This window comes from Streptomyces sp. SID13666, from assembly GCF_010548325.1.
Taxonomy (GTDB): Bacteria; Actinomycetota; Actinomycetes; order Streptomycetales; family Streptomycetaceae; genus Actinacidiphila; species Actinacidiphila fildesensis.
Window position 1 is genome coordinate 821,133 of the sequence record NZ_JAAGLX010000001.1, and the last position, 17,330, is coordinate 838,462.

18 protein-coding genes and 1 pseudogene are annotated in these 17,330 nt (G+C 69.4%); 13 read left to right on the forward strand and 6 right to left on the reverse strand.

Features of this window, described 5'->3' with window-relative positions; genetic code table 11:
* Window positions 1-84: 84 nt before the first annotated feature.
* From G3I60_RS03920 to G3I60_RS03935, 4 genes are all read left to right on the forward strand, one after another.
* Window positions 85-597: a methylated-DNA--[protein]-cysteine S-methyltransferase gene (locus G3I60_RS03920; protein WP_164292207.1), complete on the forward strand. Its 513-nt coding sequence runs from the start codon at window positions 85-87 to the stop codon at window positions 595-597.
* 123 nt (window positions 598-720) lie between these two features.
* Window positions 721-1,449 (forward strand): 2OG-Fe(II) oxygenase, encoded by a 729-nt coding sequence (locus G3I60_RS03925; RefSeq protein WP_138351734.1) that lies wholly within the window; start codon window positions 721-723, stop codon window positions 1,447-1,449.
* 1 nt (window position 1,450) lies between these two features.
* Window positions 1,451-1,810 carry an Ada metal-binding domain-containing protein gene (locus tag G3I60_RS03930; RefSeq protein ID WP_164606490.1) on the forward strand — a complete coding sequence of 120 codons (360 nt, stop codon included), beginning with the start codon at window positions 1,451-1,453 and terminating at the stop codon, window positions 1,808-1,810.
* A complete protein-coding gene (locus G3I60_RS03935; RefSeq protein ID WP_203671960.1) occupies window positions 1,807-2,298 on the forward strand; it encodes a hypothetical protein in 492 nt (163 codons plus the stop codon). Before G3I60_RS03930 ends, G3I60_RS03935 begins: the two co-directional genes overlap by 4 nt.
* Window positions 2,299-2,332: 34 nt before the next feature.
* Here G3I60_RS03935 and G3I60_RS47020 read toward each other — a convergent pair whose 3' ends face one another.
* Entirely contained in the window at window positions 2,333-2,467 is a 135-nt protein-coding gene (locus G3I60_RS47020; RefSeq protein WP_164292834.1) for a DUF2000 family protein, read from the reverse strand.
* A 19-nt stretch (window positions 2,468-2,486) separates the two neighbouring features.
* Window positions 2,487-2,711 (reverse strand): annotated as a pseudogene (locus tag G3I60_RS47025) (DUF2000 family protein); the annotation flags it as partial.
* A 247-nt stretch (window positions 2,712-2,958) separates the two neighbouring features.
* Here G3I60_RS47025 and G3I60_RS03950 point away from each other — a divergent pair.
* The 3 genes from G3I60_RS03950 to G3I60_RS03960 all read left to right on the forward strand — a co-directional run bounded on the left by G3I60_RS03950 (window position 2,959) and on the right by G3I60_RS03960 (window position 5,238).
* Window positions 2,959-4,149, forward strand: a complete 1,191-nt coding sequence (locus G3I60_RS03950; protein WP_164292205.1) for an enoyl-[acyl-carrier-protein] reductase FabV — start codon at window positions 2,959-2,961, stop codon at window positions 4,147-4,149.
* A gap of 226 nt (window positions 4,150-4,375) precedes the next feature.
* On the forward strand, window positions 4,376-4,849 hold the full coding sequence (locus G3I60_RS03955; RefSeq protein WP_164292204.1) for a VOC family protein: 474 nt from the start codon (window positions 4,376-4,378) through the stop codon (window positions 4,847-4,849).
* Between the two features lie 35 nt (window positions 4,850-4,884).
* Window positions 4,885-5,238: a UBP-type zinc finger domain-containing protein gene (locus G3I60_RS03960; protein ID WP_164292203.1), complete on the forward strand. Its 354-nt coding sequence runs from the start codon at window positions 4,885-4,887 to the stop codon at window positions 5,236-5,238.
* A 55-nt stretch (window positions 5,239-5,293) separates the two neighbouring features.
* Here G3I60_RS03960 and G3I60_RS03965 read toward each other — a convergent pair whose 3' ends face one another.
* On the reverse strand, window positions 5,294-6,259 hold the full coding sequence (locus G3I60_RS03965) for a GNAT family N-acetyltransferase (protein WP_164292202.1): 966 nt from the start codon (window positions 6,257-6,259) through the stop codon (window positions 5,294-5,296).
* A gap of 1,289 nt (window positions 6,260-7,548) precedes the next feature.
* Between G3I60_RS03965 and G3I60_RS03970 the strand changes: the two genes are divergently transcribed.
* Window positions 7,549-9,330: an NACHT domain-containing NTPase gene (locus G3I60_RS03970; RefSeq protein ID WP_164606492.1), complete on the forward strand. Its 1,782-nt coding sequence runs from the start codon at window positions 7,549-7,551 to the stop codon at window positions 9,328-9,330.
* 414 nt (window positions 9,331-9,744) lie between these two features.
* Here G3I60_RS03970 and G3I60_RS03975 read toward each other — a convergent pair whose 3' ends face one another.
* Window positions 9,745-10,479, reverse strand: coding sequence for a dienelactone hydrolase family protein (locus G3I60_RS03975; RefSeq protein WP_164292199.1), 735 nt, complete (start codon window positions 10,477-10,479; stop codon window positions 9,745-9,747).
* Window positions 10,480-10,821: 342 nt separating this feature from the next.
* Between G3I60_RS03975 and G3I60_RS03980 the strand changes: the two genes are divergently transcribed.
* The 3 genes from G3I60_RS03980 to G3I60_RS03990 all read left to right on the forward strand — a co-directional run bounded on the left by G3I60_RS03980 (window position 10,822) and on the right by G3I60_RS03990 (window position 12,814).
* The gene (locus G3I60_RS03980) at window positions 10,822-11,184 is read left to right on the forward strand and encodes a DUF1304 domain-containing protein (protein ID WP_164292833.1); all 363 of its coding nucleotides are present in this window, start codon (window positions 10,822-10,824) and stop codon (window positions 11,182-11,184) included.
* Window positions 11,181-11,747 (forward strand): TetR/AcrR family transcriptional regulator, encoded by a 567-nt coding sequence (locus tag G3I60_RS03985; RefSeq protein WP_164606494.1) that lies wholly within the window; start codon window positions 11,181-11,183, stop codon window positions 11,745-11,747. The genes G3I60_RS03980 and G3I60_RS03985 overlap by 4 nt, the downstream gene beginning before the upstream one ends.
* A gap of 194 nt (window positions 11,748-11,941) precedes the next feature.
* On the forward strand, window positions 11,942-12,814 hold the full coding sequence (locus G3I60_RS03990) for a YihY/virulence factor BrkB family protein (protein WP_239069464.1): 873 nt from the start codon (window positions 11,942-11,944) through the stop codon (window positions 12,812-12,814).
* Window positions 12,815-12,878: 64 nt separating this feature from the next.
* Here the strand turns inward: G3I60_RS03990 and G3I60_RS03995 are convergent, their stop codons facing one another.
* Window positions 12,879-13,547 carry a carbonic anhydrase gene (locus G3I60_RS03995; RefSeq protein ID WP_164292197.1) on the reverse strand — a complete coding sequence of 223 codons (669 nt, stop codon included), beginning with the start codon at window positions 13,545-13,547 and terminating at the stop codon, window positions 12,879-12,881.
* A gap of 330 nt (window positions 13,548-13,877) precedes the next feature.
* Between G3I60_RS03995 and G3I60_RS04000 the strand changes: the two genes are divergently transcribed.
* The gene (locus tag G3I60_RS04000) at window positions 13,878-15,218 is read left to right on the forward strand and encodes a diacylglycerol kinase family protein (protein WP_164292831.1); all 1,341 of its coding nucleotides are present in this window, start codon (window positions 13,878-13,880) and stop codon (window positions 15,216-15,218) included.
* A gap of 30 nt (window positions 15,219-15,248) precedes the next feature.
* Here G3I60_RS04000 and G3I60_RS04005 read toward each other — a convergent pair whose 3' ends face one another.
* Window positions 15,249-16,538, reverse strand: coding sequence for a DUF2254 family protein (locus G3I60_RS04005; protein WP_164292196.1), 1,290 nt, complete (start codon window positions 16,536-16,538; stop codon window positions 15,249-15,251).
* A gap of 105 nt (window positions 16,539-16,643) precedes the next feature.
* On the opposite strand from G3I60_RS04005, the gene G3I60_RS04010 reads away from it, so the two are divergent.
* Window positions 16,644-17,315 (forward strand): GAP family protein, encoded by a 672-nt coding sequence (locus G3I60_RS04010; protein ID WP_164292195.1) that lies wholly within the window; start codon window positions 16,644-16,646, stop codon window positions 17,313-17,315.
* Window positions 17,316-17,330 lie beyond the last annotated feature (15 nt).

The window sequence follows — 17,330 nt, forward strand, 5'->3', positions numbered from 1 at the left end:
AACGCCGTGTCCGATTCCCGCCAGCTCCGGCGTTCCGTCCCACGGATAGTAGGAGGTGAGAACAGCTACGAAGGGACCACGATCATGACGCTCTACAGCATTGCCGGAAGTCCGCTCGGTGACCTTCTCCTGGTGGGCGAGGCGTCCGCCACGGCAAGGAGCGGCGTTGCGCTCGCATCGCTGTCGATGCCGGGGCAGAAGGGGGCGGGGGTGGTTCAGGAGGACTGGCGGCGCGACGATGAGGTTTTCGCCGACGTGGCACGTCAGATCCGCGCCTACTTCGACGGGAGCGCGAGGACCTTCGCTTTGGAGTTCGCGCCCACGGGCACGGAGTTCCAGCAGCGTGTCTGGCGGGCTTTGGACGACATCCCGTACGGCACGACGACCACCTACGGGCACCTTGCGGATCAACTCGGTGTCGAGCGCGCGGAGGTCCGCGCCGTGGGTGCGGCGATCGGGGCCAACCCACTGCTCCTGGTGCGCCCCTGCCACCGGGTCATCGGGGCCGACGGCTCGCTGCGCGGTTACGCGGGCGGCGTCGAGCGCAAGCAGGACCTCCTGATCCACGAAGGGGCCCTGCAGCCCGTTCTCATCTGACGCGCGTCCAGCCGACCGCGCCGCCACCGCCGTACGACCCCGAGCCGCGCAGACCGCGGTCCAGTCGGCCGGCCGCCGGCCGGATCGCGGATCGATCCGGCCTCACCCACTCCGGAGAACCGTATGCCTACCGCTTTCACCGTCACCGAGGCTCGCCGCAGGGTGGCCGCCGCCGACTGGACCGCCGTGGCCGCCGAGCTCGACGCCCAGGGTTGTGCCGTGACCCCGCCGCTGCTCACCCCTGACGAGTGCCGTGCCCTGACCGCGCTGTACGACGACGCCGACCGTTTCCGTTCCACCGTCGACATGGCCCGTCACCGCTTCGGCTCGGGTCAGTACCGCTACTTCACCCATGATCTTCCGGAGCCGGTACGGCAGTTGCGGCGAGCGCTGTACCCGCGGCTGCTCACCGTCGCCCGTGACTGGGCGCAGCGGCTGGGGCGGCCGGCTCCGTGGCCCGACGACCTGGAGGAGTGGATCGAGATGTGTCACGCGGCCGGCCAGGACAGGTCCGCGCAGATCCTGCTCCGTTACGGGCCGGACGACTGGAACGCCCTGCACCGCGATGTCTTCGGCGACATGCTCTTCCCGCTCCAGGTGGTCGTCGGTCTCGACGCCTACGGGACGGATTACACCGGTGGGGAGTTCCTGCTGGTCGAACAGCGGCCCCGGGCCCAGTCGCGCGGCATCACCACCGTCCTGCCGCAGGGGCACGGCCTGATCTTCACCACCCGGGACCGGCCCATCCGTTCCACCCGGGGCTGGTCGGCCGGCGGTATGCGGCACGGCGTCAGCACCGTACGGTCCGGCCGCCGCCACGCCCTGGGCCTGGTCTTCCACGATGCCGCCTGACATGCACCAGCCCGCCTCGGAGCTGCCTGACCCGGACCCGGACCCGGCGGTGGGCGCCGGTGTCGCCCGCTACACCCTCGTCGGCCCGTGCGGACGGACGTTCCGCGATACGGTGCCGGGCACCCTCGGCGGACACCGGCGGGGCCGGTTGTACGGGCGGCTCGACTGTCCGTCGGCTCTGCGGGTCATTGCCCAGGGCGGTTACGTACGTGACCGGGTCTTCTTCCGCGACGCGCCTACGGCGGTGGCCGCGGGCTACCGTCCGTGCGCCGTCTGCCTGCCGAGGGAGTACCGGCGCTGGAAATCCCAGCAGGAGAGCCCAGCGTGCCGAGCACGATGGGATAAGGAGGGCACGACATGACCGGACGGCAGTCGCGGGATCTCTCCCGCTCCCCGCTGATGCCGGCGGCGCAGGCCGCCCAGTACGCCGGGATGCCACCGCCCGCTCCGCACGCCGAGGCTGAACTCCGTTCGCTGCTGGCTCTGCTGACGGCGCCTGCCGTCGGCGCCTCGACCGTCGCGGTCGGGCACAGCCGCGACGCGGCTTCACGGGCGGCGGCCGAAGCCTTCACCGCCGCGTGGCAGGCCGGCGGGGGAACGGTCGTCGCGGTCGTGGACTGGCCGGAGCAGGCGGCCTCCTGGTTGCGGTCGGCCGTACGGCTGACGGCGCCGAGCCCGGACGCGTGGGTCATCGCCGCCGCCCCGCTCGGCTGGGCCCAACTGAGGAGCAGGCTCAGGCTCAGCACGGACTGGGATCCGCACCGCACCTTCCTCTTCGCCTCCCTGGAGCCGGACGTGGAACCGGACGTGGACCTGGACCTGCACCCGGAAGTGCGTCGAACCCGCTGATCTTCGACGTCCGGCCCGCCGCGCGAGGTGTCGGTCAGGGGAGCAGACGAAGCTTCCGGACCAGTCCGTCGATCTTGTTGCGAGGACCGATGAGGCTGATGGCGCAGTAGGTCAGGTCCTCGGTCTTGATGTCGGCGAGCTGGTCGAGGTGTTCGCCGTAGACGCGCAGGTCTGCGCGATTCCGGCATGTCGATGATCAGCAACTCGTCTCCCTTGGCGACGGCTTCGGCTCGCAAGGCGTGGAGGGTGTCGGCGTCGGTGGCCAGGACGGTGCAGCCTGCCCAGGGCAGACCCGGGTGTGGGAGGCCGGAGGCGTCTTCGCCGTCGCGCCAGGCGCGGGGCGCGACTCGGAAGCCCGCCTGCCGTTCCCCGTCGTGGTCGCACGGGACGTCTGCCGGGGATGCGGCAGGGATACGGCGACCTTACGGCTGCCGATCGAGGAGCGCCGTCAAGGCCGGAATCGACAACCCGCGAGCGGATTCTCCGTACCGCGCTCGCAGGAATCACCACGCAGGACGCCGCTACGCTGCCCGAAGACGGACATTTGGAGCGGAATTCTGGAATCGACAGCCCAGATCAGATCAGATCAGCTCAGCCCTGGCTGAGCTGATCGTCCACTTCCATGATCGCTCACCCGACCAGCGGAACGGATACCCACCCTTGAGCCTCCGGCACATCGACCTGAAGCAGCGCGGCTTTCTGATCGTCAATTCCCACCCGGCCGGCTCCGCCGAGACGGTCACCCGAATGTGGGAGCAGATCCCGGCGCGCGGCAACACCGGCAGCCCGGTGGTGCTGCTCCTGGGCCACAGCGCGGGCTACGGTCTGGCCACCTTGCTCACCGGGCTGCGGCAGCACGGCATCCGGGGCGTTGGAGTCGCCTACGAAGGAGCCGAGACGGAGCGGCGTACCGCCACCGCGGGCTGGTACCGCACCGCGGCCGCGGCCCGCCTCGCCGGCGAGGCGGGCCGCGACTTCGTCTTCGTCAACGCGGACGCTTTCTCCCAGGAGGGCAAGGATCAGGTACTGGACCTGGTGGCGAAGCGGTTCGGGAAGGTCGACTACCTGATCTACAGCCTCGCCGCGCCCCGCCGCACCGACCCGGTCACGGGCACCGTCCACCACTCGGTCATCAAACCGCTCGGAGAGCCCTACCAGGCCCCCGCGTTGGACTTCTCCGAGCACACCCCCCAGGTCACCAGCATCCGCCTGGAGCCCGCCACTGACGACGAGAAGCAGGCCACCGAGCAGGTCATGGGCGGGGCCGACTGGCAGCTGTGGGTGGGAGCCCTCGCCGACCGCTCCCTGCTCGCCGACGGCTTCACCACTGCCGCGCTCACCTACATCGGCTCCGAACTGACCGCCCCGATCTACCGTCAGGGCACCATCGGCGCCGCGAAGGAGCACCTGGAGCGCACCGCCGGGCAACTGAACGACACCGTCCTTGCGGGCACGCAACGCGCGGTCACCGTCGTTGCGGGCGCCGCCGTCACCCAGGCCTCCAGCGCCATCCCCTCCATCGCCCTGTACACCTCCTTCCTCCGCGCCGTTCTCGGCGACGGCTTCCGCACCACCGCCCAGCAGGCAGAAGACCTCTGGGACCAGCTCACCGGCACCACCCCACTGACCGCGGACGACCAGGGCCGCATCCGCCTCGACGGCTGGGAGCTCGATCCGCAGGTGCAGGACCGTATCCGGGAACTGTGGGCCGACCCGCAAGCCGGGATCCACCGCTCAACGGCCGGCGCCGACTGGTTCATGAGCCAACTGCGCGAGCTGTACGGATGGGGTCTCGAAGGCATCGACTACGACCAGCCCGTCGAGACCGCCGTCGCTTGGCCGGTGCCGTAGAGCCGGCAGAGTGATCACGAGATACCGCCTGCCGTGCAGCCACCCGTGTGCTTACCGTGGTCCACGGGCGGCACGCGCGAGGTGAAGGAACGGCCATCTGGGGGACACCGTCGCGGAACGCCGGCCAGTGCATGGCGGCGGCAAGGGCCTGGCCGCGGGCCGCGACGGTTGACCGGTTCTGCCGGGTGGGAATGCCGGGCGGCCGCCCGCGCCATACGCTCGGCACATGTCCGATTTCAGCTCCGAAGGCGCACCGGCCGAGGACCTTCCCGCACCGGCCGAGGGCCTGCTGCTCACGCACTTCCTCACGGTCGGCGACGTCCCTCGCTCGCGGGCGTTCTACGCCGGCGTACTGGGGGGAAGGGTGGTGCTGGATGAGAACCCCTGCATCATCAAGGTCGCCAACAGCTGGATCATCATGAACCCCGGCGGCGGACCCACCGAGGACAAACCCGACGTCATCCTGCGCACACCGCAGGACCCCCATACGGTCTCCAGCTTCCTGAACGTACGAGTGGCGGACATCCACGGGTTCTACGCGGCGGCTCGCGCCAAGGGAGCCGAGTTCCTCACCCCGCCCATCGACCGGCGCGCCGAGCTGCGCTGCTACATGCGCGACCCGGACGGCTACCTCATCGAGGTCGGGCAGGCAACGGGTCTGCTGAAGGGCATCCTGGCACGCATCGACACCGGCGCCTGACCCCCGCACGGCGCCTCACGAGAGAGGTACCCCTCATGGCAGACCAGCAGATCCCAGGCCTCGATCCGACCGCAACGCCCAGCGGAACCGGGTGCGTGGAGTGCTTGGCGGTGGACGGGTGGTGGTTCCACCTGCGGCGCTGCGCCGCCTGCGGGCACATCGGATGCTGCGACTCCTCGCCCGGGCAGCACGGCACGAAACACGCGCGCGAGGCCGGACACCCGCTGCTGACCAGCTTCGAACCGGGGGAGGACTGGTTCTGGAACATCGAGACCGATCAGTACTACGAAGGGCCGGAGCTGGCCCCGCCCACCGCGCACCCGGCTTCGCAGTCCACTCCGGGCCCCCAGGACAAGGTCCCGGCGGACTGGGAGCAGCATCTCCACTGATCACGTAGACGGCGAGTGCGCCGGCTGGACCCGCGACTGCCCGAACGGCCGGTCCTCAGCCCGCGGTCGTGGTCTTGGTCTTGGTCTTGATGAGCGGCGCGTCCCGCGAGAGCTCCCGGAACCCGAGGCCGTAGTACAGCCCGCGCGCCCGGGGATGTCCCGGCGCCCCCAGGCAGACGACCGTCGCATGAGTGGCCCCGGCCGCCCGCGCCAGATGCATCCCGTGCAGCATCATCGCCCTTGCCAGCCCGAGCCGCCGGTAGTCCGGATGTGTTCCGACCGGCTCGAACTCGACAGTCTTGTTCGCCGTGTCGAGCCACATGATCGTCGAAGACACCATGGTTCCGTCCGGCGCCTCCACCAGAACGTGAAGGTCACCGCGATAGGCCGCCGTCTGCCGGACATCCTCGTAACTTCGGGTCGTGTACGCCGAGGGAGCCCAGGCGTCCACATGGGCCCGGACCGCGGCCTCCGCTCCCGCCTCGTCGGCGGTGCGGAACCGGAATCCGGCCGGCAGCACCGGCCGCTCCACATCGGTGAGGTCCCGCTCATTGAGCTGGGTCCAGTCGCCGGTGTCACCGAGCGCCTCCACGTCGGTCCCATAGCCGTGCGCCGCCCATCGCTTCAGGGCGAACTCCTCGGCGGCCGTCGGCAACACCGTGCGCTCGAGGCCGGCCGCCACACCGTCGTACCACTCGATCACTTCGTCGACCAGTTCGATGTGGTCAGGATGGACCTGATAACTCAGAATGGCGCCGGTGACATCCGTGACCGACCCGTCAGTGCGCCTCACCTGGTGCGGAAGGAAGGCCCAGCCCCACGCCACCAGTTCGGTACCGGAGAACCACAGCCGACGCGGCCAGTTCGCCCCGTAGTGGGTGCACCCCTTGCCCCAGACCCAGGCCAGCTCCCCGTACGAAGCGTCGGCACTGATCAGGTCCGGGCGGATGGCGGTGACGCGCTGTGCCAGACCCTGCATGAGTGGTATGTCAGCGGCGGTCAAGAGCTCGACGTCCGTCATGGTGCGCCACTGTGCCAGGACTCCGCGAAACCGTCGAACCGTTTTCCGGGGCTGTGATCTGCGTACACGTGCTCGACCGATGCTTATGTCAGTCCGCCGATCAGTGGACCGAGGGTCAGGAGCATGGGATGCGTTGACGAAGCGGCCATGGGTTCTTCTCTTCCGAGATGGCGGGTGACGGAAGGAAATTGGCTGAAGCGCTGAACGGCGATGTTCGGCTGAACCAAGATGAACGCATCTGAACCAACGGGACGACGCCGTCCTGGAGGGGGACCGCGACGTGGGAGAGCAGGAAGGCCCGGCAGATGCCCTGGCCGAGTTGAAGGAACAGCTGCGGAACTTGCGACGGGCAAAGCGACCTCCGTTGTCGAAGAGCACCGGGTTACCGCGCGCAGCGGAGTTGTCGCGCACCACCGTCTACGAGGCGCTGAACGGGCCGAAGGTGCCCACGGAGGACACTGTGGCGGCGCTCGCGGTAGCGCTCGGAACCGCTGTGGAGCCGCTGTTGAAGCTACGGAAGCAGGCCGAGACAGCGCAGAGTTCTTCGCCGGCCGTGGAGGCAGACGCCCCAGGTGGCAGGCTGAGAACGGACGCGCAGGTCGAGGGCCCGGACCCGCAGAGTGGGGAACGGCGTCGCGGGCAACTGGACGCGTATCTCAGGTCGGTTGAGCCGACCCTCGACGCCCAGCCCTATGCCGGCGTCATCGATGACGGCTTACCGGCCCTCAGTGCGGTGTATCTGCGCCAGCAGATCCGCTGCCTGGACGAGGAATCGGACGGGAACAACGCTGACCGCCCGCCACTGGTGTCCAGTGCTGCGGCCGTGCCGGCGGACGAGATCCTCGCCGGCGCACGGACCTGTGTCGTCATGGCAGGACCCGGCGCGGGCAAGTCAAGCCTGCTGCGGACCTGGCTTGCCGAGGGCGTCGAACGCTGTCTGCGGGGGGAGGGTCCTGCTGGATCTGTGCCGGTGCTCGTCCCGGCACAGGCGCTGATCACCAGGGAGAAAGCCCTGCGCGGCGGCAGTCTGCCGGACGCCCTGACCTGGGCGGTGTCCTGCGAGTACGGGCGGGAGCTTCCCGGACTCTTCGCCTCGCCGCCCGAGGACGGTGTTCCCTGGCTGGTGCTGGTCGACGGCCTCGACGAGATCCCCCGTGCCGAAACCCGCCAAAAGCTGCTGCGCCACCTCGCCGTTCACGCCCAGGGGCCCGACGCGGATGTCTACCGGTTCATCGTGGCCACACGTCCGCTGCCACCGGGTGAACTGGAGCGGCTCGGGCCCCTAGGCCTTGCGGTACGACCTGCTGCCGTTCCGCCGCGAGGAGCTGCCGCAGGTGGCCCACCGCTGGTTCACGGCCCTGCCCGAGCGAGTTGCCGATCCCGCCGAGCTCGCACAGCGTTTCATCACCGAACTCTCCGCCAGGGAGCAGTTGACCGAGCTGGCCCGTACCCCGCTCATCGCCGGACTGCTGTGCCAGCTCTACGCCCACAACCGCATCATGCCCGACACCCGGGGCCGGATCTACGACGAGTACGCACGCCTTCTTGTCCTGCAGCAGGAGCGACGAGCGCAGGACGCCTCCGGCTCCCCGGACGTTGGAAAACTCGCCCTCGACATCGCAGGACACATCGCGGCCCGTCGTCTGGCCCCCAAGGACGATCAGGACGTGGACGAAGAGGACACGAACGAAGCGGACACGAACGAAGAGGACACAGACGCATCCCTGATCGAATTGCTGTCCTCCTGGCCCGGTCCATGGCCGGAAGGCATGACGCGCAAGGAGACGGTGCTCCGCAGCGGCATGCTCACCCAGCGCGCCGGAGAGCTCGAGTTCCTCCAGCAGACCTTCCTCGAATATTGCGCTGCCCGCCACGCCACCCGGACGCCGGAGGCGTGTGCGGTGACGACCGCCCGCCTCTTGGACGACCGGTGGGCTCGGCACTGGCCCTGGAAGCCGGTGCCGGACGTCACCTTCTTCGGCTACGGGCAACGCTTTTGGACTCCTCCGCGCAAGCAAGAGGCGTCGTACACCGGCTTCCTGCTGGACAGGCTCTTGGACGAGGCGAGAGGCCCGGCCCTGACCTCCCAGGTGGAGCAGAAGCTGATGCGGCTCTCCGGTAAGCGCAACCTGGACGGCTGCCGCTTCCTGGCCGAACAGAAACATCTGGGAACAGGCCTGCCCAAGGCCGTCACCCGGGCCACGATGACGTCACTCACCTTCCTCGCCCGCATTACGGACGACGACAGACGCTGTGCGGATCTCAGGGCGCATCCTGACCGCATGCACCCGGAAACGGACCCTGGTTTGGCGGAGGCCTATCTCTCCAAGGCCCAGAGGAATCACCGGGTTATCGCCGCCGAGGCACTTGCATGGCTCGGTGCCGAGCACGCGGCGGACATCCTGGCCGAGCTGGCCGAGGTTCCCTACCTGGCCACCGGCACCTGGAGAGTGCAGGCCGCGGTCAGGCTGGCGGGTGCCGGAGACCGACGCGGTCTGCTCCTGCTGCACCGCCTGGCCACCGACGCCCGGGTCCGTGACGACGCGCGAGTGGAGGCCGCCGGCTTCCTGGTCGAGCACGGAGACGAGCAAGGCGTGGAGTTGCTCCACAACCTCGCCTGCGACAAAAAGCTCCTGGGGCCGGATCGTGCCCTGGCGGTCTCCGTGCTGGCCGGGATCGGCCACGAACGGAGTGCGGACATGCTCGGCAGTCTGGCCGACAGCGCGAGCACGTCGCCCAGCGTCCGGGTGCGCTCGGCCATGATGCTCGCCATCGTCGACGACGAACGCGGCCCCGACCTGCTCGCGTGCCTGGCCAGGGACATCGACCTGCCCAGCAGGACACGCCTGTGGTCGGCCCTGGGCCTGGCACGCCACGAACCATCACGCGCCGTGGAAACGCTGGCTTTTCTCGCTTGCGACAGAACTCTCAAGAGCGCCTGGCGCCTGGCGGCGGTCCGAGAACTGGCCGGCCACGACGCCGAACGTGCCGCCGCTGTCGTCGCCGATCTGGCCGATGACCCCACGGTCAGACGCCGCCACCGCCGAAAGAGCGCACGGCTGTTGCGCTGAGCCAGCCGCGCCGAGTCACCACGGGTCCAGCGCATGACGGCGCCTGCCGACGGGGGATGCGACCGAGGAGCCGCGTGGAATGCGGCGAGCCATCCCGGAGCCGGGTGACGGGGTGTCCGACGAGCGGATCAGGGGCGGCGGCAAGACCGTGGTGGTGGAGGTCCTGCGTCATACCTCAGATTCGATCACACCGTCGCCGTCAGCCGCGCCTCCACCGGCGGCGATTCCCGCGGGGTGCCGAGCGCCGCCCCGACCGGCCGGTACCGCCGATGGCCGGTACCGCCGCGATCGGGGCGGTTGTGCATCTGCCGGCCACCGCTCATCGGGGAGGGCCGGGGCCTGTCCTCGATGAGCGGCATCCTGGCCGACGCCCCCTACGTGTGCTGCTGGCTTGACGGAGGGGGTGGTCGGTGGCTAGCGCAGGTGACGGGTGAAGAACTGGGCTGCGGCGTCCCCCGCGAACTGGGGGACTCCGGTGTGCCCGCCCATATTGGCGTGCAGCGTCTTCTCCTTGGAGCCGAAGGCGTCGAACAGGTCCAGGGCCGTCTGCCGGTCGTTGCCTTCGTCGTCCCACTGCAGCAGAACGTGCAGCGGAATGGTGACCTGTCGGGCCTCCTCGAGAATGGCGCGAGGCACGAAACTCCCCGCGAAAAGAACGGCGGCCGAGATGCGCGGCTCGACCACCGCCAGCCGGACTCCGATGGAGATCACTCCCCCCGAATACCCGACCGGGCCGCCGATCTCCGGCAGCGACAGGAGGGCGTCCAGGGCGGCCTGCCATTCCGGGACCGCCTGGTCGACCAGCGGGAGGACGAGGGCGTCGATGATCTCGTCGCTGACCGACTCGCCGGCCTCCATGGCCCGGCGCAGGTCGGCGCGGGCCTGCTCGGCGGCGGGCCAACGGGGCCGGTCGCCGCTTCCGGGGAGCTCGATGGTGGCCGTGGCGAAGCCGTCCGCCGCGGCCTGCTGGGCCCGCGCCACCAGTCGGGGGTACATCCTGCGCAGTCCGAGTGTGGGGTGGCCGAGCAGGATCAGCGGCGCCGGTGCGGATGTGGATGCGGGCGTCCAGAGGATGCCGGGGATCTCGCCGAGAGTGAATTCGCGCTCGAGGACACCGTCGTCGAGACGCTGTTCAGAAGTGAAGTGCATGGTCGTGCCTTTCGGGAGGGCTCAGAAAACGGCGCTCCCGGACGACCTATCGCCCGACCGTGACCCCGGAGGGGAGCACCCATGTCGATATTGCGTTCACGGGTACCACCTCCTCGTTCTCTCGCACGGCCTCCGGAAAAGTAGCAGTGGTCGCTGTGGTCCGCCAACAGGTTTTTTTGCGGAGGTTCCGTGGCCGGATGCCGCCTCACCGCATGGGACACGGTCTCAGTGGTCCGCGCTCGAAGGCCGTTCTGGGCCCGGGTACAGCGAGCGGATGTTCTGGACGGCTGTCCATGTATCATGGACACATGTCCATGAAGCTTGCAGTAGACGGGAATGACGATGGAAACGACGGCGAATGTCCTGGTCGGCCTGGTAGCCGCCTTGCACGCGTACATCCTGGTTCTGGAGATGTTCCTGTGGGAGAAGGGGCCGGGCCGCAAGCTCTCCGGTTTCGATGCCGACATGGCCCGTGCCACCGCGCCGCTGGCCGCGAATCAGGGCCTCTACAACGGGTTTCTGGCAGCCGGGCTGATCTGGGGCCTGATCGCCGGTGACCCGACCGGATTCAGGGTTCAGGTCTTCTTCCTGGTCTGCGTGCTGGTCGCCGGTGTGTACGGCGGCATCACCGCGAACCGGCGCATCCTGATCGCCCAGGCGCTGCCCGGCGCGCTGGCCCTCGCCGCCGTCCTGGCGGCCCGGTGACAGCTCCCCAGGCAGACCCCCGGGCCGCGCGTACCCGGGCCAGGCTGCGCCAGGCCCTGCTCGACGAGTGCGCGCAGCGCCCGCTGGCGGACGTCAGCGTCGCCGCGCTGGTGCGCCGGGCCGGGGTCGGCCGCGCCACGTTCTACCTCCATTACGGCGACCTGGAGGCGCTGGCAGTCGACGCCTGCGCCGACGTGGTCCGCGACGCGGTGGACGCCCTCCACGCCTGGCGCGGCGCCCCCGATCCCGCAAGCCCGCCACCCGCGCTGGCCGTCTTCTTCACCGGTCTCGTCCCGCACGCCGGCCTCTACCGGAGCCTGCTGCGCCCCGGCGGCGGCGGTCCCCTCGGTCACGTACTCCACGAGGATCTGCGCGCCCGCAGCCACACCGAGCGCACCCTGGCCGGAGCACCACAGCCCGACCTGATCGCCTCGGCCGTGGCCGCGACCTTCGCCGGCGTGCTCGCCGACTGGCTGCACGGGCTCATCGAAGCTACTCCCGACCAGATCACCCACCAGGTGTGGCGCCTGCTCGTCACCCTGCACCGCACCCGACTGCCCTGAGGCGATGAGAACAAGAGCCGAGCCGAACAGGCACAGCTCGGGGAAGCATCCGTGTCGCCCGTCGTCGACCTCATGACGGTCCGTTAGGCTCGGCCGCCGTACCGGTTTCGATCTTCACGGAGGGCAGGACGTCAAGGATCAATCGCGAACGGCTGGTCAGAACGCTGACATTCTGGCTGCGTCCCGTCTTCGCGTTGCGAGTCATCAACCGATTCCAGAGGATCGTCGGGTTCGACCGCTCGATGGCCCTGGCGTCCAGTGCTCTCACCGCACTGGTTCCGCTCGCGATCCTCGGCAGCGCCGCCCTGAGCGACGTCGTCCACTACGACTCCGCGGACCGGATCATCAAGCGCTACAGCCTCTCCGGGGCGGGCGCCGAGGCAGTCAACTCCCTGCTTTCCCCTGCCGAGAGCACAACCGCAAGTGTGGGCGTCTTCGGGGTGGTGTTCCTGACGATCTCGGTGCTGAGCTTCGCGCGGGCCTCGCAGCGGCTCTTCGAACAGACATGGGAACTCAAGCCGCTCAGCGTGCGCAACACCCGAAACGGCCTGTGGTGGATCCTCACTCTTGGCGTCTACGCGGTGCTCACCGGATGGCTCGCCGCAGCTCTTGGCGGGGGCCAGCTGGGTTTGGTGACCGCGGCCTGTGAGGCAGCGGTCACCGGCGTGTTCCTGGTCTGGAGCGGGTGGATCCTGTCGGCCAAGCGGATCCCCTGGCCCGAGCTGATCCCTTTCGGTGTCACTGCAGCCGCGCTGACCGCGGCCTACTCGGTGGGCGCAACCCTCTACCTGCCGCGTCTCTTCAACTCCTCCGCCTCACGCTACGGGGCGGTCGGTGCCGTCTTCGCGATGATCTCGGCTCTCTTCGCAGCCATGCTCGTCCTCGTCGCATCGGCTGCCCTGGGACGAGAGGTGCGGGACGAACTCGGCCGGATCCGTCAGGGCCATCGCCCCTCGGACCATGAGGTCCGCCAGCAGTGGGACAGCCTGGTCGAGCAGACACGGTCGCGTTGGCGCACGGCACGGGAACAGGTCTCTCATCGTCGGACCAAGGGTGCGGACCACTGAGCCACGTCGTTCATGGCAATGCACACCCTGCACGGCTCACCCTTGGTGGAAGTCCACCCAGGGTTCACCCTTGGTGGAATTCCACAGCTCCCGAATCCAGGGAATAGTAGGCGCCGATGACGCGGGCCCGTCCCTGGGCTTCGAGGGGTTCGAGCATCGAGTCATGGTGCAACTGCTCCACGGTCAGGCGGATCTGCGCCCGGACGGTGTTGTCCACTTGGTCGCCCGGAAGAGGCTTGGCCGCGTCGTAGGCCGGTCGCAGGGCCTCGACGACGTCCTCGAGGTGCGCGGGTGCCTCCCGGCCGGCGTTGAGTGTCTCCACCGCGAAGCCGACCGCGCCGCAGCGTTGGTGTCCCATCACGACGAGCAGCGGCGTCAACGCCTCGTCCACTCCGTACTCCACCGCCCCCTGCACCAGGCCGTCGTTGGTGTGGGCCGCGGTACGCACCACGAAGAGATCTCCGATACCGCAGTCGAAGACGATCTCCGGGGGCACGCGCGAATCGATGCACGAGAAGACGGTCGCCATGGGGTCCTGCCCAGCCGCCAGGGCCTCACGACGCGCGACGGTCCCGCGCGGATGGGCGAGCTGCCCGCTGACCCAGCGCCTGTTCCCCTCCAGCAGCCACTGCAGGACGCCCTCGGGCGTGAGTGGGCCGCGCTCCCGGCCGCGATCCGCGGCGGACGCCGTGGACGGTGCACCGTTCCGGGAAGGGACGGCAGGCTCCGTCATGTGGGCGTCTCCTCAAGGAAGGCGGTGCCGTGGCGTGCGACGTCTCAGCAGTGACTCGAACCGCATGGCTGGGTCGGCGGGCCGAGGGGCAGCATCGCGACCCGCGCGACCTGCCGACGTTCAGTAGAATCCGTCGGTTCGACGCCCGCGACCCGGACAGACCCCTCCGGGCACCCTTGGGGGAGCCGACCGGGACGGGGTACCAAGCCGAACGGTCGTCGGCGCCGGGACGGGGCCTCCGGATGCGGAGCGGTTGTCGTTGTGTTCGGATGCGGGAAGTGGCAGCGAAGTGCAGTTCGGCTGTTCGGGTGAAAGGGCACCTTCATGGAGATGGCAGGTGCCCGGCCGCTGGCTCGGCTTTCGCTCCTGTGTGCCCTGGCAGCGGTGGCGATCCTGCTCGCGTTCACAGGGGAGGGCGGTCCGCTGATCCTCGTGATCGGGTTGGCGGGCCTGGTGGTGGCGGCGGCGGGGGTGTGGTGGGCGCTGGCGCATCGGGGGGTGGTGCGCTGGGCGGGTGCACTTCTCGCTGTCGCGGCTCCGGCGGCGGTGCTGGTGTTCTATGCCCGGACGGGACTCTGGGTGGTGGCGCTGGAGTCGCTGTTGCTCGGTGGCGCCGCGTTGACCTGCGGGCGGGCGGCTCTGCGCCGGGCGCGGCCTGAGCGGGGCATGGCGGCGATCGCCCGTCCGGCGCCGGTGCGGCCGGTGCTGATCATGAATCCGATGTCCGGGGGCGGCAAGGTGGGGCGTTTCGGGTTGGTGGAGGAGGCTCAGCGGTTGGGCGCGCGGGTGCTCCTGCTGGACACCGCCGTGAGCACCGACGTGGCCGCCTTGGCGCGCCGGGCGGTGGCCGAAGGGGCTGATCTGCTCGGCGTTGCGGGTGGTGACGGCACCCAGGCCCTGGTCGCGGCCGTCGCGGCGGCACACGATCTCCCCTTCCTGGTGATCAGCGCCGGGACCCGCAACCACTTCGCCATGGACCTGGGTCTGGACCGTGGCGATCCCACTCGCTGTCTGGACGCGCTCACCGACGGCGAGGAGCTGAGGGTCGACCTCGGCATCGTGGCGGACCGCACCTTCGTCAACACCGTCTCGTTCGGGGCCTACGCGCAGATCGTCCAGAGCCCGGATTACCGCGCCGCCAAAGCCGGCACCGCCCTGAACGCCCTGCCCGATCTGCTGCTCGGCGATCAGGGCGAACGGCTCGACGTCGACGTGGACGGCACCCGGCTGGAATCCCAGCAGGCGCTGCTCGTGAGCAACAACCCGTACGCCGCAGTCGACCCGCTCACCGCCGGCCGCAGACCACGGCTCGACAGGGGCACCCTGGGCGTGCTCGGCATCCGGGTGGACGGGCCGGTCCAAGCGGCGGAGCTGGCTGTGCGCGGAGGCCAGGCAACCGGGCTGCACGTACTGACGGCACACCAGGTCACGGTCCACGCGGCTGCGGAGACCATTCCCGTTGCGGTCGACGGCGAAGCCCTGAACCTGTCGACCCCGGTCACCTGCAGCATCAACGCGGGCGTACTGCGGGTGCGGGTGCCCAGGGGCCGTCCCGGGGCGCCGACGGCCAACCCGCGTCTGAACTGGCGGCACCTCGTCGCCCTGGCCGCCCCCCGGTCGCGGTCGACTCCTGGCAGCGGCAATCGCACCGGGGAGGCAGCCGGCAAGTGAGCCCAGGAACAGGCTGATGCTCAAGATTCGTCACTTCTTGTCGGTGTCGACTGCCGGGGCCGGTGCCGAAGTGGCAGGGGAGCTGCGCGCCAGCAGTTGCTCCACCAGGGTGAGTCGTTCCCGGAGCTGCGGGCGGCGTGTTTCGGGGCCGGCGTCCAGGACGTGCTGCAGCAGCAGCCGGATCCGGTGGAGGGCCAGGGGGACGGTCTGCGCACTGTTGATCACGTCGTCGAGAGCGGTGCGGACGTATCGGTCCCAGTCCGGGACCGGCACGATGAGCCGCAACGTACCCTCGGCGTCGCGGATGTGGCCGACGTCGAGCTCCCGGTCGGCCAGCAGAAGCAAGAGGTCTTCGATGTGGTCCAAGGCCTGCACGGCGGTTGCCGGGTCGTTGATCGCCGGGGACAGACCACGTAGGGCGATGTCCGCCAGCAGCCGAATGCCGATTTCGGGGTCCTGGTCGAAGGTGCGTTCCACTCCTGGTGCCAGGGCTGCCAGAAGTACATCGGATGGAAGCGTGCCTGCGTTGCCTGCATTGCCTGCGTGGACACGCGCCACGGGACGATTCCTGACCAGGAGTTGCCCAGGAGCCTGGCACAGCACGATCAGACAGTCGTGCGCGCGAGCCACCTCCACCAACGTGGGAACGTCGATCCCGCACAGCACTGCCCCATGGCCGGGCCAGGGGACAGGAGCCCCGTCGGCCTCGGCCGGCCGGCTGGACCTGGCCGCGTCCGTGTCACCCAGAGGCCGGTCGTAGACGGTGTCGACGACATGTCGTGTCCGGCTGCTGATCGCATGCAGGCAGGGGCCGAGCTGGATCGACGAGAAGGCACGGCTCTGCAGCGTGTACATGAATGCCAGCGTGACCAGTGCCAGGATCATCGCGATCACCGGGACCGCCATGGAGACTTCCGTTCGGCTGACGATGGTCAGCGCTGCGGCGATGCAGAAGACGAAGACCCCGAGGGAGAAGGCGAACGTGCGCCACACGAGTGGGTCGTCGCGGAACAGTCCCAGCCGCGGGGTGAAGGTCGTCGCGGCCCACTGAACGACCAGGAACAGCAGCGAGAAGATGATGCTGACCAGGCCGATGACTCCGAAGCCCAGGGTGAACAGCAGATTTGCCGTGCGATCGGCACCGATCATCGGGTGAAGCGGGACGTGGGGGAGGGACAGTCCCGTTCCCAGCCCGAGCGTGACGCACAGGGCCTGTGCCAGGCTCCGTCGCCGTTCCCGCTGTCCGAACCCACCTGCTGACCAGGTGGGGCCGGGCCGGAGACTGCCGCGGACTGCGCTGAGGTTGGCCACAATCTGCATTCTCGGCCCCCAGCCGGTCGAGCGACAGGCGGGACCGCCGCAGGAGTGGTGCGCGGCCGGACGAGGCGTAAATATGGGCACAAGGGTAGTGAGAAGGGTGTGCCGATGGTGCTCGACCTGATCCTGATCGGTCTGGCCATCACGCTCTACCCCCTGCCGATCATGGCCTTCGTGCTGGTGCTCTCCTCACCCGGCGGCGTCTGGAAGGGGCTGGCGTTCATCCTGGCCTGGTTGGCGTGCCTGGTGGCCGTGATCGCTGCGGTGCTGCTCCTGACCGGCGGGGAGCCGCCCGCGCCCAGGAGCCCGCCCTCCACAGCCGCACTGGCCGCCAAGCTGGCCATCGGCGTCTCCCTGGTCCTGTACGGCGAACGCCGACGCCGCAGCCGCCGCTCCGCCACTTCCCAGGAGACGGCTCGGTCCGCCTCGGACGAGGCCGCGCCGGCATCCCGAGCGCACCAGACGTCCGTGTGGTCGGCCGCCGGGCTCGCTGTACTGCTGCAGCCCTGGGGGATGGTCGCCGCCGCGGCCTCCACGGTCGTCGAGGCGGACCTCGCTCACGGCGCGTCCTCCATCGTCCTGCTGGCCTTCTGCGTCCTCGCCACCGCCAGTCTTCTGACGCTGGAACTCCTGATGGTCTTCACACCAACGAGGGCCCAGCAAACGCTGACGGGCCTGCGCTCCTGGCTGGCAGCACACCAGGACCCGGCCATTGTCGCGATCTGCTTGTTCCTCGGCGTCTCGCTGGCAGGCAAGGCCATCTTCGACCTGACACGCTGACCCGAGTCCACACGA

Excerpts from the sequence above, each read along its gene's own strand:
- G3I60_RS03930 (WP_164606490.1), top strand. The coding sequence starts at position 1,451 with ATGCACCAGCCCGCCTCGGAGCTGCCTGACCCGGACCCGGACCCGGCG.
- G3I60_RS03955 (WP_164292204.1), top strand. The coding sequence starts at position 4,376 with ATGTCCGATTTCAGCTCCGAAGGCGCACCGGCCGAGGACCTTCCCGCA.
- G3I60_RS03925 (WP_138351734.1), top strand. The coding sequence starts at position 721 with ATGCCTACCGCTTTCACCGTCACCGAGGCTCGCCGCAGGGTGGCCGCC.
- G3I60_RS04000 (WP_164292831.1), top strand. The coding sequence starts at position 13,878 with ATGGCAGGTGCCCGGCCGCTGGCTCGGCTTTCGCTCCTGTGTGCCCTG.
- G3I60_RS04005 (WP_164292196.1), bottom strand. The coding sequence starts at position 16,538 with ATGCAGATTGTGGCCAACCTCAGCGCAGTCCGCGGCAGTCTCCGGCCC.
- G3I60_RS03975 (WP_164292199.1), bottom strand. The coding sequence starts at position 10,479 with ATGCACTTCACTTCTGAACAGCGTCTCGACGACGGTGTCCTCGAGCGC.
- G3I60_RS03935 (WP_203671960.1), top strand. The coding sequence starts at position 1,807 with ATGACCGGACGGCAGTCGCGGGATCTCTCCCGCTCCCCGCTGATGCCG.
- G3I60_RS04010 (WP_164292195.1), top strand. The coding sequence starts at position 16,644 with ATGGTGCTCGACCTGATCCTGATCGGTCTGGCCATCACGCTCTACCCC.
- G3I60_RS03980 (WP_164292833.1), top strand. The coding sequence starts at position 10,822 with ATGGAAACGACGGCGAATGTCCTGGTCGGCCTGGTAGCCGCCTTGCAC.
- G3I60_RS03920 (WP_164292207.1), top strand. The coding sequence starts at position 85 with ATGACGCTCTACAGCATTGCCGGAAGTCCGCTCGGTGACCTTCTCCTG.
- G3I60_RS03965 (WP_164292202.1), bottom strand. The coding sequence starts at position 6,259 with ATGACGGACGTCGAGCTCTTGACCGCCGCTGACATACCACTCATGCAG.
- G3I60_RS03960 (WP_164292203.1), top strand. The coding sequence starts at position 4,885 with ATGGCAGACCAGCAGATCCCAGGCCTCGATCCGACCGCAACGCCCAGC.
- G3I60_RS03995 (WP_164292197.1), bottom strand. The coding sequence starts at position 13,547 with ATGACGGAGCCTGCCGTCCCTTCCCGGAACGGTGCACCGTCCACGGCG.